The sequence below is a fragment of the Gardnerella sp. DNF01195 genome, assembly GCF_049244175.1.
GTDB lineage: Bacteria > Actinomycetota > Actinomycetes > Actinomycetales > Bifidobacteriaceae > Bifidobacterium > Bifidobacterium leopoldii.
In genome coordinates this window covers 454,097-468,689 of record NZ_CP058383.1, presented here as the reverse complement: position 1 = coordinate 468,689, position 14,593 = coordinate 454,097, and the positions used below count along the sequence as shown (strand labels likewise).

Annotated in this window: 10 protein-coding genes and 1 tRNA gene; 8 read left to right on the top strand and 3 right to left on the bottom strand. The window is 41.0% G+C overall.

Annotation, left to right across the window (positions count from 1 at the left end):
* Positions 1 to 20: 20 nt before the first annotated feature.
* Positions 21 to 1,055, top strand: a complete 1,035-nt coding sequence (gene purM / locus HXT43_RS01645) for a phosphoribosylformylglycinamidine cyclo-ligase (RefSeq protein WP_415707147.1) — start codon at positions 21 to 23, stop codon at positions 1,053 to 1,055.
* Positions 1,056 to 1,126: 71 nt separating this feature from the next.
* On the top strand, positions 1,127 to 2,398 hold the full coding sequence (purD, locus tag HXT43_RS01640) for a phosphoribosylamine--glycine ligase (RefSeq protein WP_415707146.1): 1,272 nt from the start codon (positions 1,127 to 1,129) through the stop codon (positions 2,396 to 2,398).
* Positions 2,399 to 2,507: 109 nt separating this feature from the next.
* Here purD and HXT43_RS01635 read toward each other — a convergent pair whose 3' ends face one another.
* Positions 2,508 to 4,589 carry an LTA synthase family protein gene (locus tag HXT43_RS01635; protein ID WP_415707145.1) on the bottom strand — a complete coding sequence of 694 codons (2,082 nt, stop codon included), beginning with the start codon at positions 4,587 to 4,589 and terminating at the stop codon, positions 2,508 to 2,510.
* Between the two features lie 308 nt (positions 4,590 to 4,897).
* Here HXT43_RS01635 and HXT43_RS01630 point away from each other — a divergent pair, with 308 nt between their 5' ends.
* From HXT43_RS01630 to HXT43_RS01610, 5 genes are all read left to right on the top strand, one after another.
* A complete protein-coding gene (locus HXT43_RS01630; protein ID WP_064340224.1) occupies positions 4,898 to 6,277 on the top strand; it encodes an alpha/beta hydrolase in 1,380 nt (459 codons plus the stop codon).
* 1 nt (position 6,278) lies between these two features.
* Positions 6,279 to 8,942, top strand: a complete 2,664-nt coding sequence (locus tag HXT43_RS01625) for a bifunctional lysylphosphatidylglycerol flippase/synthetase MprF (protein WP_415707144.1) — start codon at positions 6,279 to 6,281, stop codon at positions 8,940 to 8,942.
* A gap of 113 nt (positions 8,943 to 9,055) precedes the next feature.
* Positions 9,056 to 9,520, top strand: coding sequence for a 5-(carboxyamino)imidazole ribonucleotide mutase (gene purE / locus HXT43_RS01620; protein ID WP_217430206.1), 465 nt, complete (start codon positions 9,056 to 9,058; stop codon positions 9,518 to 9,520).
* Positions 9,504 to 10,676, top strand: a complete 1,173-nt coding sequence (gene purK / locus HXT43_RS01615) for a 5-(carboxyamino)imidazole ribonucleotide synthase (RefSeq protein WP_004106000.1) — start codon at positions 9,504 to 9,506, stop codon at positions 10,674 to 10,676. Before purE ends, purK begins: the two co-directional genes overlap by 17 nt.
* Before the next feature lie 20 nt (positions 10,677 to 10,696).
* The gene (locus tag HXT43_RS01610) at positions 10,697 to 11,101 is read left to right on the top strand and encodes a Fur family transcriptional regulator (RefSeq protein WP_004106002.1); all 405 of its coding nucleotides are present in this window, start codon (positions 10,697 to 10,699) and stop codon (positions 11,099 to 11,101) included.
* Between the two features lie 127 nt (positions 11,102 to 11,228).
* Here the strand turns inward: HXT43_RS01610 and HXT43_RS01605 are convergent.
* Positions 11,229 to 11,301 (bottom strand) — tRNA-Arg (locus HXT43_RS01605).
* Between the two features lie 79 nt (positions 11,302 to 11,380).
* Positions 11,381 to 12,574 (bottom strand): SLC13 family permease, encoded by a 1,194-nt coding sequence (locus tag HXT43_RS01600; RefSeq protein WP_421781035.1) that lies wholly within the window; start codon positions 12,572 to 12,574, stop codon positions 11,381 to 11,383.
* A 255-nt stretch (positions 12,575 to 12,829) separates the two neighbouring features.
* Here HXT43_RS01600 and HXT43_RS01595 point away from each other — a divergent pair, with 255 nt between their 5' ends.
* Complete coding sequence (locus HXT43_RS01595) at positions 12,830 to 14,581, top strand: acetolactate synthase large subunit (RefSeq protein WP_082851858.1); 1,752 nt, start codon at positions 12,830 to 12,832, stop codon at positions 14,579 to 14,581.
* Positions 14,582 to 14,593: the final 12 nt, after the last annotated feature.

The window sequence follows — 14,593 nt, the reverse complement described above, 5'->3', positions numbered from 1 at the left end:
GTGTTACGAAAGGAACCGATATGCCACATGCATATGAAGAAGCTGGCGTAAGCGTAGAAGCAGGATACGAAGTAGTACGTCGTATTAAATCTCATGTAAATCGCACAAAGCGCCCAGGCGTTGTAGGTGGCATTGGCGGATTTGGCGGCTTATTTGATTTGGCGTCTCTTGGTTACAAAGAGCCAGTGCTGATTTCTGGCACAGATGGCGTTGGAACCAAGCTTGTGATTGCAAAAATGATGAATAAGCATAACACTATTGGCATTGATTGCGTTGCAATGTGCGTAAACGATATTGCAGCTCAAGGTGCCGAGCCGCTTTTCTTCCTCGATTACATTGCGTGCGGAAAAAACAATCCTGAAATACTTGAGCAGGTAGTTTCAGGCGTTGCAGACGGTTGCGTGCAATCAGAAGCAGGTTTAATTGGCGGCGAAACTGCTGAAATGCCTGGAATGTACGACGAGGACGAGTACGATCTTGCAGGTTTTGCAGTAGGCGTTGCAGAACGTTCGAATATTGTTGACGGCTCCACTATTACTGCCGGCGACGTGCTTATAGGACTTCCTTCTTCAGGAGTTCATTCAAACGGATTCTCTCTTGTTCGCAAAGCTTTGTTTGAAGAAGCAGGTTTTAGCGTTGACACCAAACTAGATGAGCTTGATGGCAAAACACTTGGCGAAGTTCTTCTTGAACCTACTCGAATCTACGTAAAAGCTTTAAAGCCACTTTTTGCAGGACATCTTATTAAGGGAGTTGCTCATATTACAGGCGGCGGATTTATTGAAAATGTTCCACGCATGTACGCAGATGATTTGGCTGCAAAAATTGATACTACTAGCTGGAGCGTTCCACCTATTTTTGGCGTTCTTGAAAAAGCTGGAAAAGTTGCTCACGCTGAAATGTTCAACGTTTTTAATATGGGTATTGGCATGGTTTTGGCAGTTGACGAAAACAAAGCAGACGAGGCAATGCGAATACTAAACGAGCATGACGAAACAGCTTATATTATTGGCAAAATGGCTAAACGCGAAAACGCTGCAGTCGAATTGTTGTAATCCACAAAACAGCAAAATATAAAGCTACAAAACAGTAGACAGCAAAATCTTAAAGCAATAAAGGATTAAAAATGAAAGTTTTAGTAGTTGGTTCTGGCGCTCGCGAACACGCTATTGCACACGCGCTACTTAAAGGAGAAAGCGTTGAAGAAGTAACTGTTGCTCCTGGAAATCCTGGTATTGCAGCAGATGGCATTCAAACTGTAAACATAAGTCAATCAGATCATGACGCTCTTATTAAGTTCGTTAAAGACAATAACTACGATTTTGCGTTCATTGGTCCTGAAGTTCCGCTTATGAATGGCATTGTTGACGATTTTGAAGCGCATGGAATTGCCGCTTTTGGTCCAAACAAAGCCGCAGCTCAAATTGAAGGCTCTAAAGATTTCGCAAAAAAGCTTATGGCTCGTCACAACGTTCCAACTGCCTCCTACAAAACATTTGACGCTTTGGAGACGGCACGCGCATACGTTCTTGAGCATGGTGCTCCAATTGTTATTAAAGCGGACGGTTTGGCTGCTGGAAAAGGCGTTACTGTTGCTATGGATGAGCAAACAGCAGTTGATGCTTTGGAGGATATTTTCGTCGATCATCGTTTTGGTCAAGCTGGAGCAAAAGTTGTTATTGAAGAATTTTTGCAAGGCCAAGAGTTTTCACTTATGAGTTTCGTAAGCGGAACTGATTTTTGGGTTATGCCTATTTCTCAAGATCACAAGCGTGCTTACGACGGCGACAAAGGACCAAATACTGGCGGCATGGGAGCTTATAGTCCTGTGCCGCAAATTAGCGACGAAACAGTTCAGCGTGCTATCGACGAGATTGTGCGTCCAACTGTTGAAGGACTAGCTAAAGAGGGTACGCCTTTTACTGGTGTGCTTTATGCTGGCTTAATTGATACAGCAACAGGTCCTAAAGTTATTGAGTTTAATGCTCGTTTTGGAGACCCAGAAACAGAAGTTGTACTTCCTCGCCTTACTTCAGATTTTGGTGCAGCTATATGGAATATTTTGCAGCATAAAAATCCGACTTTTACTTGGAAAAATAGCGGTGTTACGCTCGGCGTGATCATTGCTAGCGAAGGCTACCCTGGCACTTTAGTTACTGGAACTCAACTTCCTCAAATTCCTGTTGACGAAAACCAAGGTCAGCACGTGTATTATGCAGGAGTAAAAAGCGATGAAGAAAGCGGAAAACTTCTTACTTCTTCAGGCAGAGTAGCTCTTGTACAAGTGCATGGAGACGACGTAAAAGACGCTCAAAACAACGTCTACAGCATATTAGATAAGCTTAATCTTCCGCACATGTTCTTTAGGCATGATATCGCAGAAAAAGCTTTAAAATAGTTTGTTAATTAAATATAGTTTTCATTAACAAACTGCAAATCAATAAGCCCCTCGCTATTTGAAACATACTATGTATCAAATACAAACGAGGGGCATTTTAATGATCAAACTAGCTTTTAGCGCGGCGCGGTAATTTCATAAAATCAGTATTACGCAAATAATGCTTTCCAGCAGTAATATCGTATTGTATTAAGCGATAGTCGTGAAGAAGTTGACGTGACTTCTTATCCATCTTAGACAAAATCATCGGATTACCATCGTTATCCAAATAAATTGATTGTCCTTCAGGAATTCTATCCCAGCCTTGAATAGTATTTACAACAGGAGGCTCCATAGCACTCACATGCTCATGTAAACGAGTTAAGAAAGCAAGATACGGAGAAACTTTAGCGTTCATATGTAAAGCAGCCTGAGAAATAAAGAAGTTAGGCGAAGAATACTTATTAGTACGATCTACATCTTTACTTGTATTAGAATGCTCTACATTTTTGTTTGAAGATTTTTTCTCACTACGCTCTTTACGCTCCAAAGCAACTTTATTTGACCAAATAAAATAATCAGTCAAATGCAAAGACAATGAATTCTTTTCATCCGAACTTGCAGTACCGTAAATTCCTGGCAAATGGTCACCATAAAACATAACAGTAATAGGCTTATTCAGTTTATCTAAACTCTTCAAAAACGCTTGCGTCGCCTCATCAGTGTGCTGCACACCCTTAGCATACGTTTCAATAGAAGTTTTTTCATCATCACCAAGATCAGCGGCACCATCTTTAGAAGACGCTTCGAATTCATTATTCGCATACCAGTCCCTATAAGGCATGTGGTTTTGCATAGTAACAATTTGTACGAACCTAGGTTGCTTATGTTCTTTAATCTTTTCTAACGCACTCTTATATGCTGATGCGTCAGAAACATACGGCGATTTATCTAGCACATCACGGTGAGCAATAACATCAGGTCCTTGCAATGCGTAGAACTTACTAAATCCAAACTTTTTGTAATTAGTAGCACGCAAATACATGCTCGGCTCATACGGGTGGAAAGCTATAGACTTAATAGAATTACGAGAATCATCCCAATATTGATTAATAGTTGGAGACCATTGAGCATTAGGAACCAACTGCTGATACGGACTAGTCATTGAAGGATCAAAATTAGCCATGCTCAAACCAGTTAAAGACATGTACTCTAGATTTGCAGTACCGCCACCGTAACCAGAAGAAAGCATCAAACCACTATCCGTATGCTTCTTCAAATTGCTAATAAATGGTATTGGATTCTTGTTCAACCTCAAACCAGGAACACGAGTAGGATCAGAGAACGATTCAGACAAAATAAGAATAAAAGTATTATCGTTCATATTTGTTGTACGAGAACGATTTATACGTTTAGCTTCATCGTTATAACGCTTGTATACAGCCTTCATAGTTTCTTCACTGTAATCAGCCGGCCTATCCATAATTTTAGGATTTACATTACGCAAAAATGCCACAATAGCACCATTGCGTTGAGCGTCATAAACAGAATCCCACATAGCAGGACTGTCACCAAGCATTTTAGAAAAAACATTAGCCGAAGAGTCAACTGTGCCAACGCCGCCAATATACCAGCTTAAATTCCCTATTAAAATCAACGCAATTGCAACACGAATGCCAGCAGAATAGCGCCAATCTTTAAATCGCACAATCTTTCCATGATTTGTATCAAATATGTGTAAGCAAACAGTTGTAACTAAAAGCAAAATAAAAACGCCTAAAGCAACACCAATGACCATAGGAGCATTATCTGGCAAAAATGAAGCGACATTACCAGTGTTACTTTTTAAAAAGTTTAAGTCCGCAGGAAGAATAGTTTCATAACGAACATTTACTTTCATATATTCAATAACAGCAATAAGCAATGAAACACTTAGAATTATCGCACTTGATATCCAAAATCGGTTACTAATCAAAAGAATTAAACCGTATATCATCGCAACAACGAGCGCACTAAGAACAATAACAAAATTAAGTTCTCTCCAAGTTTTAGTTATTAATCCCCAACGTCCACCAGACATTGCAGAAGTCATCTCAACTCTTCCAGCGCGCTGCACACCCATTTGCACAATAATTACCGACATGCCGTCAATAACAAAGAAAAGAAATGCATACAGCCAATACGGAACTTTCAAGCGCAAAAATGACTTCATACTATCCTCAATAAATCACACACGTACTAATTATTACTAATAATGTGCAAGTTTACTTATTGCTATCGTCATAACTTTTTAACAATGCATTGAAACAAGAAAAATAGCGATTTTAATACTTGGGACTGATTACAATATATGTTTCGATATTTATTATTTAAATAGAATAAATAATAAAAATAAAACAAATATTGAGGAAAATTTCAGATACTAGCATTACATTACTAGGTTGGGCAATTACTGTGCGTATATGTCACTTAGATTGGTAACTGGTACGCAAATTAGACTAGAAAGTATAGGAGTCAAACATGCTGCAATTGGCAAAAGTGAGTCTTTTGCAAGGATGGCTACCAATAAGCCTTTTTAGCGTAAATGGTATTTCTTTAGTCTTGTTGCTTTTTATGAAAACAAAACGCGGCAAGAAAATGTTCCACTTACTAATACAGCTTGCAATAGGTGTCATAACATTTTTTGTCGGTGGAATAATTGCTTGGCTTATTTCTGACGTGTTTCTTGTATTCGGAGTAAGTCTTGGATGGCTCGTTATTTTTTCTATTGCATGCGGCTTCGGGCTTATAGGTTTTGCAGCAACAGCACTTGTTTTCTTACACAAATGGAGGAAACTAGTTGCAGTAATAGCTATTATCTTGACGTTAGCAAGCACAGCTCTTCATGTAGACATGATTTATGGGGAATACACGACAATAGGTTCAATATTTGGAATGGGCGGTTTTCCAAAACTAGAAGTTAATAAGCAAAAATCCGCATCCTCTAGTATTAAGCAGTGGAGAGAGTTAGCAGCCCAACAAAAACTGCCAAAACTTCCTAAAAAAGGTATTGTTCGTTCAGTTTATATCCCTAACACTGCTTCACATTTCAATGCTAGAATAGCGAACGTATACTTGCCACCTGCTGCACTTGTTAAAAAACCACCAAAACTGCCAGTTATGGTCATGTTCGCAGGACAACCTGGTAGCCCTAATCACTTTTTTGCAGCAAGCGATATTGCAAATACTTTAGACAATTACGCGAAAGATCACTACGGTCTTGCACCTATTGTTGTAGCTCCTGACCAAAATGGTGAATCTTCGCATAATTCTCTGTGTGCAGATACACATGTGTTCGGCAAAGCAGAAACATATTTAATTAATGATGTTCCTAAATGGATACGCAAACATTTGCCAGTAAGCAAAGATCCTAAAATGTGGCTTATGGGCGGCTTCTCACAAGGAGGCACTTGCTCAACGCAACTAGTTCCATCTCACCCTGATATATTCGGAAACATTTTTTCTGCCGGAGGGGAACTAGAACCAACGTATAAGAATCGCCAAGAAACAATTAATCATTATTTCAATGGAAACACATCAGAATATGAGCGACACGTACCTAGTGTGATAATGCGTAAAAATGCTCCTTTGAAACAAAATTATTACGCTATTGCGGGCTCATGGGATACTAAATCTCAAGCGAATCAGGCAACCATCGCACTAAGCGCACATCGCGCTGGAATGAATGTTATAACCATGCTTTCTCAAGGCAATGGTCATGATTGGCACACAGTAAAAGCTGGATTAAAAATAGCAATTGATCAATTCTGCAAAAAAACAGGTATTTCAAGCACTGCACCAAAACTTAATACCTACCAAAATGTACAAATTCTTATCAACCAGCAGGTGAATCGAGACTAATATGATGATGTCTTTCTTTCATAAACGTTGTAAGAAAAATGATTCTGATTCTAAACATTCAGCAATTCGGCATACAAAAATATTGATGCACGATTTCATAGCTTGGATGCAACATAAAGTTTTTGCATTAACACTTACGTGCATTTTTATTGTTATAAATTGCATACATTGGGTTGTATTAACGCTTATGCATTTTTATACTTATGGCACAAGCGCTACTCTTGCACAATTGTTTATGCGGCATCATCGCTCAAAAGGTCCAAGCCTATTCTTCGGGCACGGAAACGTCACAGAGCTGCTGATAAAAGTATGTCATTCGCTTATTTTCGTAAATAATATGCCATCTCTTATGGTTAATTGTTTACTTGTTGCCGTACTTATTGGCGTTGCAGAAACTCGTATAAGTAGACTCAATATTATTTATATTGCAATATTTAGCACACTTGTTGGCATAATTGTAGGATTAACAATCATAGGTAATCTTTCAATCATTATTCGAAACATGCATTGGATTACCAAGATTCCTATTCGACTATCTCCATTCACACTGTTTATTGGCGCTTTTATGGCTTCTGCATCTTACGAATCTATTTTGTGGCGCAGAAGAACTTTAGTAATTGGATACGCTACTACTTCAGCAATGCTTCTTTATAGTGGAAATCCTGGCGATTATTGCACTATTATTGCAGCCCTTACAGGGCACATCATCGGCAATATTATGAGCAAAACAAAAGGCGTTAAACGAAGTGTAAACTGGTGGGAAGGTACAGATTACGAAATTCGCAGGCTTTTTGCAGTAGCTCAGAGCATTATTGCATTAGGTCCAGTGTTGGCATTATCTTCGCGCTCTCACGCAGGAATTCTTACTACTCTTGGTTTGTTTATGTCACCGCAACTAGGCTCTAAAACATGGCTTACGCGATGCATGACAAATTACAGTACAAATAATTGTTTTCTTCATTCAGGTCTACATCACGCTGCAATTGGCGGATTATGGATTCGCATTCTATTACCAAGCATCACACTGATGATTATTGCGTGGGGAATGTTACGAGGGCGTAGACTAGCTGCATTAACTTCTATATTTATAAACGCACTAACTGTGCTATATGCAGGAATGTATTTCACTGTTTTGCCTTTAATTGCCACAAAACAAAATATTTTGGAACATCAACATAATGCTGTTGCTGTTGCTTTTATGCTTACAGCTCTCCCACCATTATTGCTTACTATTTTGTTGATAATTAATTTAAAGCATTTTTCTGTTCATACGAGCAAACTACAGGCACGTTTGGGACTAATAGCGATTTTTATAGCATTGTACATAACTGGCGCTGGATATGTTGCTTTTGGTCTTATGATACCTGAAGAATTTACTCCATCTGCTGATGTTTACCACTTATTGCGAGATTTACCAGGGCGCTGGATGCCTATGGGATTTGGAAACAGATCTAACGCAATGCTTCGCACTGAAACACCTCTATCTTCTTTACTAGCACAAAGCGTGGGCGTGATATTCTGGGCAATATTGTTTATTGTCTGCTTTACGTGGTTCCGCAGCAGCATCTCTACAAGCGAAAACGATAGAAAAAAAGCAAGCTCATTAGTAGAACTTGGCGGAAACACAATGAGCTTTATGACGACTTGGGCAAATAACCATTATTGGTTCTCTCAAAGCGGGCAATCTGCAATCGCCTATAGACTAAATTACGGTATTGCACTCACTCTTACAGAGCCTTTTGGAGATGAAAAAGAATATTCGCAAGATATTCGAGGATTTATTAAATTATGCGAACAAAATTCGTGGTCTCCAGCATTCTATGCTGTGCACGATAAAACGCGTCAAGAACTAGAAAAACTTGGATTTACTTCTATTAAAGTCGGAACAGACATGCTAGTAGACCCTAATGCTTGGCAGACGCGAGGGAAAAAATGGCAAGATATTCGTACAGCTATAAACAAAGCAAAACGAGATGGAATTGCCGACGTACTTACAACTTATAACGAAGCCTCTTGGGACATACAGCAACAGATTGTAGAAATTTCAGAAGAATGGGCAGAGTTAAAAGCTCTTCCAGAAATGAAATTTACTCTCGGTGGACTTGACGAACTTCAGGATAGCCGCGTCAAAATTTTATACGCTATTAATGAAGACGGCAGGGTACTTGGAGTAACTAGCTGGATGCCAACGTATAGGAATAATAGAATCATCGGTTGGACACTCGATTTTATGCGTCACCGCACAGATAGTCCTAATGGGATTATGGAATTATTAATTGCTAGAATGGCAGAACGTTTAAGAGATGAAGGATTAGAAAACCCAGACTGTTCTGTAGAATTTATGAGCCTTTCTGCAGCACCTCTAGCTGGCATAAACGAAGACACATTGAACGAAAATGGTCAAAAATCTTCTAACGTTATTAATCATGCGCTAGAAATGATGTCTGACATTTTGGAACCAGCTTATGGGTTCAAATCGCTATATTTCTTCAAGAAAAAATTCCAACCATCCGCAAGTTCCGTATATGTCTGCTACATGGATTCTGCAAAATTAGCTCAGATTTCACTAGCTGTGACTCACGCCTATTTACCGGAAGCTAATCCTAAACAAATACTAGAAATGGTAAAATCGTTGCGTCCAAAAAGTAGCGAAGCGAACAAATAATTTGTTAAGTTTTAGATAAACTTCGGCGAGTTCTCCCTAGTGTTGCGTAAAGTAACAAGTGCACGTCAGGGAGGTTCATCGTGTCAGAAGTAAAGCCAACCGTCGCTGTCGTAATGGGATCCTCAAGTGATTGGGAAACCATGCGTCATGCTTGTGAAATTCTAGATAAATTCCAAGTTCCGTATATGAAACGAGTTATTTCCGCACATCGTACACCAGAATTAATGGCAGATTTTGCGCATAATGCTCGCTCAAACGGTTTCAAAATTATTATTGCTGGAGCCGGCGGAGCTGCCCACTTGCCTGGCATGATTGCGGCACAAACCACGCTTCCTGTTATTGGAGTGCCAGTACGCTCGCATGCGCTATCAGGCTGGGATTCATTGCTTTCAATAGTACAAATGCCAGGAGGTATTCCTGTTGCAACTACTGCAGTTGGAAACTCTGGAGCAACAAATGCTGGATTGCTTGCTGTGAGCATTCTAAGCACAACTGATAATCGTCTTGCTAAAGAACTAGCAGAATATCGCAATGAACTAAAAGAAAAAGTCGAGGAATCAAATGCCAACCTTATCTGAAGTAACTAATGGCGCTGTTGAACGTTTAATGCCAGGATCCACTATTGGAATTATTGGTGGCGGCCAGTTAGGGCGCATGATGGCTATTGCAGCTCGCCATATGGGTTTTCGTATTGGTGTTCTTGATCCTACGCTTGACTGCCCTGTGTTCCAAGTAGCAGATTTGCAGGTTGAAGCTAATTACGACGATCCTGAAGGCTTGCGTGAGCTTGCTGAACGTTGCGATGTATTAACTTACGAATTTGAAAATGTTAACGCAGACGCACTTGATAAAGTTCGTCATTTAACCGCAATCCCACAAGGAACTGACCTGTTACGCGTAACTCAAGATCGCGTCAGTGAAAAAACGTTCATTAATAGTCATAAAATCGAAACAGCTCCGTGGCGTGAAGTAAATAATTTAGACGACTTAGATACTGCTATTGACGAAATAGGCTTGCCAGCAATTCTTAAAACTCGTCGCGGCGGCTACGACGGTCATGGCCAAGATGTTTTGCGTACAGAAGAAGACGTTGCTAACATTCACCATCGCTCGGATCGCGGAGGAAAATTCCCTCCTTCAATTCTCGAGGGTTTCGTTGATTTTGCTTTTGAAGCATCGATCCTGGTTTCTGGAAATGGTAAGGATTTCGTAACTTATCCTCTAGTAAAAAACGTGCATCACAATAGTATTTTGCACATGACTTTAGCTCCTGCAGTAGTTGATCCTGAAGTTGAAAAAACAGCTCACGAATTAGCTTTGCGCTTAGCTAAAGGATTCGAACTAGCAGGAACATTAGGAATTGAGCTTTTCATCACTAAAGATAATCGCGTAGTAGTAAACGAACTCGCTCCTCGCCCTCACAATTCCGGGCATTATACGATTGAAGCTTGCGATATGGATCAATTTGAAGCACATATTCGCGGTATTGTTGGTTGGCCTTTAAAGAAGCCTAAGCTACTTTCCCCTGCTGTTATGGTAAATGTTCTTGGACAACATGTGGCTCCTACGCGTTCGCTGATTTTGGAACATCCAGAATGGCATATACACGATTATGGAAAAGCTGAAGTTCGTAAGAATCGCAAAATGGGTCATATTACTGTGCTATGCGATAATCCTGTTGATGCCGCTGCCGCATTAGATGCAACAGGCTGCTGGGACGACGAACTAGACTAAAAACGACGAAAGGATGCGAAATGTCTAGTGAGCCTATGCGTAGACATACAAAACAAAAAGAAATAGTACTCTCCTACTTACGCGAGTCTCGTAATTTTGTTTCTGCACAAGATTTGCACAGAATACTCGCCAAAGACGGGGAGATTATTGGCTTAGCAACAGTGTATCGTCAACTTAATTCGCTTACTCAAAGCGGCGAAGTAGACACAGTGCGTTTTAACGGTCAGCAATTATTCCGCATTTGCGACGAGAATACGCACCACCATCATTTAGTTTGCGAACGTTGCGGAAAAACTGTTGATATTGAGCCGCCTGACGACGAAGGCTGGATTCATAAAGTAGCTGAATCTCACGGGTATACTGTGGTGGATCATACGCTAGAAGTATTCGGCTTATGCGAAAGCTGCCGCGAAGAAGATAAGTAACCTGCGCGCGTCTTATTGACGCGTGCAGACCTCGCTTGCGTGCAAAGCACACCGTGCTTTGCACCCCGAGCAAGCTCGGCACCATGAAAAATCTTGAAATGCGCTATGCTATTTCAAGATTTCATAGTGCCCCCGACGCGACTCGAACGCGCAACCAACGGATTAGAAGGCCGTTGCTCTATCCTTTGAGCTACAGAGGCAAACAAATGGTTATTATACCAAAAAACTACTATCAACGCGCCATAAAATTATAAATATCAAACGTTTATATAAAAATTGTTATTCAATAATCCACGCAAGTGACATCAACACTGCAAGGAAGAACACATTGACAATAGTATACGTGAGCAAATAACGCCCACGGTAATGCGAATACTGGTGTGTAATTCCCTTATAAGAAATAAGCGAAGCCATAGAAGCAATCAAAGTACCCATTCCACCAAGATTCGTGCCAATAATAAGAAGCTTCCACTGATCACAGAATCCAGAAAGCAGAATCGTCGTCGGCACGTTGCTAATAAATTGGCTTGAAGCAATAGAAACTTCCATCGGATGCGTACCAACCCACATTTGCGCAAGATCGCTAAATCCAGCAACTCGACGCATATTGCCAATAAAAACAAAGAACATAATAAACGTGAGCGGCAAAGCCCAATCTAAAACACGGAATACGTGGCGGTCGCAAACAAGGAAAGCTGCAACCATAATGAGCACCATAATCCAGTCAGGAATCCATCCACTAACACCACACAAGCAAACAACAAACAGCAAACTATAAACAGTAACACGCCAGCGAGTAAAACTCATGCCATAGCCCATAACACGAATTTCATCAGGCTGCGGATGACCATGCGAAGGGGCCAACACGCTTTGCTCAATATCGTCACCATGCAAACCTGCAAACTGGTCAACTGCGCACGACTTAAAGAATACGAATGCAAATACGATCATCAACAGTGCTGCTGTAATCGTATAAGGCGCCATAATCTTCAAAAAATCTTGCGTAGACATATGAGTCAACGCCTTTAAATACAGATTGTGAGCATTGCCAATAGGAGTGAGCATACTTCCAACATTGGCACCAATAGTCATAAGCGTAATTACAAGAATTGACTGCTTTTCAGCATTCGCCATTACGAGCACAGATAGTGCAAAAGGCACAAAAGTTACGAGAGCAACGTCGTTCGTAATCCACATTGCCGAAAAGAATGTTAACGACATAAGCACGAGCACCAAGCCGCGCTCAGTGCGCACATGCCTTAGCAAACGCGCACCAATAGATCGAAACACACCAATGCGCTGGAATCCGCACACAACCATCATAAGGCACACTAATTGCGAAATAGTGTTGAGATGAATATAACTCAAATATTGCGGATCTGGAGGTACCAAAAAACAGGAAATAACTGCCAAAATTGCAGCAACAATAAGAATGGTTTCACACTTGACCACATTCAACAGCCAGCGCTTCATCATTCCTCCGTAACGCAATAGACACAATGACTCTATTATACTAGAAACCCAGTCCCACAATCGGGTTAAATTCCCGACAAAATCGTTGCAATAACAATAAATTAGCAACTATTAATAGCGTGATTTAGCCTAAAGTAGCTAACATAAAATTCCGCCCTTTTTTATGACACGCGCATTGAAAAAATTGCGTTTAAAGACAAGATTGCGTATATCATATTAAAACAAAGAATTTGTTGTCTACACAAGAAGCGAATTATGGCAGAAATAAACAAAACAGAAGATCAGAAGCTTGAACAAAAACTTGCTCGTCAAAAGCATCTTCGTGAAAACCACAAGCGCAATACTGCAGATTTAGTTGTTGAATGCTTGGTAAACGAAGGCGTTGAAGTAGTATTCGGTATTCCAGGTGAGGAAAATATTCCGCTTCTTGAAGCAATTGAACGCGATGGACGCATTCGTTTTGTGCTTACTCGCCACGAGCAAGGCGCTGGTTTTATGGCAGCGACATACGCTCATATTACTGGAAAACCAGGCGTATGCTTGGCAACTCTAGGTCCTGGCGCATTGAATTTAACACTTCCTGTAGCTCAAGCAAACGCAAGCACCACACCGCTTGTAGCGATTTGCGCACAAGGTAACGTTTCTAGGCTTTATAAGGAATCTCACCAAATTATTGATTTGGTTGCACTCTTCCAGCCAATTACGCAATGGTCTTCTATGATGCTTGCTCCAGAATCTGCGCCAGAAATGGTTCGAAAAGCTTTCTCAATTGCCGGTCGCAACCGTCCGGGAGCCACGTGCCTTGTTATTCCGGAAGATATCAGCGAAATGCCAGCACCTGACAACGCAAAGCCTCTTCCACTTCCGCATCCGCTGCATATTATGCCAGCGCCGGACACTATTGAAGAAGCTGCGAAAATTATTAGTCAAGCAAAGCAACCTATTATTTTGGCTGGAAACGGCGTTGCGCGCTCTCACGCTGAGGACCAGCTTCTTGCGTTTGCTGAGCAGCTTAATGTGCCGGTTGCAACTACTTTCGAAGGTAAGGGCGTTTTCCCAGATAATCATCCGAATGCACTTGGCGTAGTCGGCTTCATGCATCGCGATTACGAGAACTTCGCGTTTGACACTGCTGATTTGATTATTGCTGTCGGCTTCTCAATTCAGCAGTTCGACCCGAAGAAAATCAACCCAAATATTGATAAAACTATTATTCACATCAATACTTTTGTGGAAGATACCGACGCACACTACCCTACTGCGCTGAATATTATGGCGAATATTGGCCAAACGCTTAAAACTCTTACAGAAGTATTAAAGACACGAAACATTACTTTTGACGTAAGTCACCCACGTATTCGACAACTACTTACGGAAGAATTACATTCTTGCGAAAACGACGAAAGCATGCCAATGAAACCACAGCGCGTAGTTTACGATATTCGCCGCGCTGTTCCTGAAGGCACGAAGGTTCTTGTAGATACAGGCGCTCTTAAAATGTGGATGGCACGATTGTACCCAACTATGCACCCGAATACTTGCATAATCGACAACAGTCTTTCAACTATGGCTTGGACGCTTCCAGGTGCTGTTGGAGCTTCGTTTATTCGCGATAATTCCGGCAAAATTAACACGAAACCGGTTTTGGCTGTGATGGGCGACGGAAGCTTTATGATGAACGTGCAGGAAATTGAAACTGCAGTGCGCGTTGGCAGCCGAATGGTAGTTCTTGTTTGGGAAGATAACGCGTACGGCTTAATCAAGTGGAAGATGGAGCTTCATGCAGGCGAGCACGAGTACGTTGATTTCCATAATCCGGACGTGCCAAAACTGGCTGAAAGCTTTGGCGCGCGCGGTCATGCTGTTAAAAAGCCGGAGGATTTGTACAACATGCTTCGTGAAGCGCTGGATCAGGAAAGCGGCGTCGACGTGATTTCTTGCCCAGTTGACTACAGTGAGAATATGAAGCTTATTGAAAAGCTCGGCGATATTGACTTTAGTAACTGAGTTTCAATAAAT

Bases quoted from the DNA above. Each gene is read 5' to 3' on its own strand.
- purD (WP_415707146.1), top strand. From the start codon at position 1,127: ATGAAAGTTTTAGTAGTTGGTTCTGGCGCTCGCGAACACGCTATTGCA.
- purM (WP_415707147.1), top strand. From the start codon at position 21: ATGCCACATGCATATGAAGAAGCTGGCGTAAGCGTAGAAGCAGGATAC.
- HXT43_RS01610 (WP_004106002.1), top strand. From the start codon at position 10,697: ATGTCTAGTGAGCCTATGCGTAGACATACAAAACAAAAAGAAATAGTA.
- HXT43_RS01630 (WP_064340224.1), top strand. From the start codon at position 4,898: ATGCTGCAATTGGCAAAAGTGAGTCTTTTGCAAGGATGGCTACCAATA.
- HXT43_RS01625 (WP_415707144.1), top strand. From the start codon at position 6,279: ATGATGATGTCTTTCTTTCATAAACGTTGTAAGAAAAATGATTCTGAT.
- HXT43_RS01600 (WP_421781035.1), bottom strand. From the start codon at position 12,574: ATGAAGCGCTGGCTGTTGAATGTGGTCAAGTGTGAAACCATTCTTATT.
- HXT43_RS01635 (WP_415707145.1), bottom strand. From the start codon at position 4,589: ATGAAGTCATTTTTGCGCTTGAAAGTTCCGTATTGGCTGTATGCATTT.
- HXT43_RS01595 (WP_082851858.1), top strand. From the start codon at position 12,830: ATGGCAGAAATAAACAAAACAGAAGATCAGAAGCTTGAACAAAAACTT.
- purK (WP_004106000.1), top strand. From the start codon at position 9,504: ATGCCAACCTTATCTGAAGTAACTAATGGCGCTGTTGAACGTTTAATG.
- purE (WP_217430206.1), top strand. From the start codon at position 9,056: ATGGGATCCTCAAGTGATTGGGAAACCATGCGTCATGCTTGTGAAATT.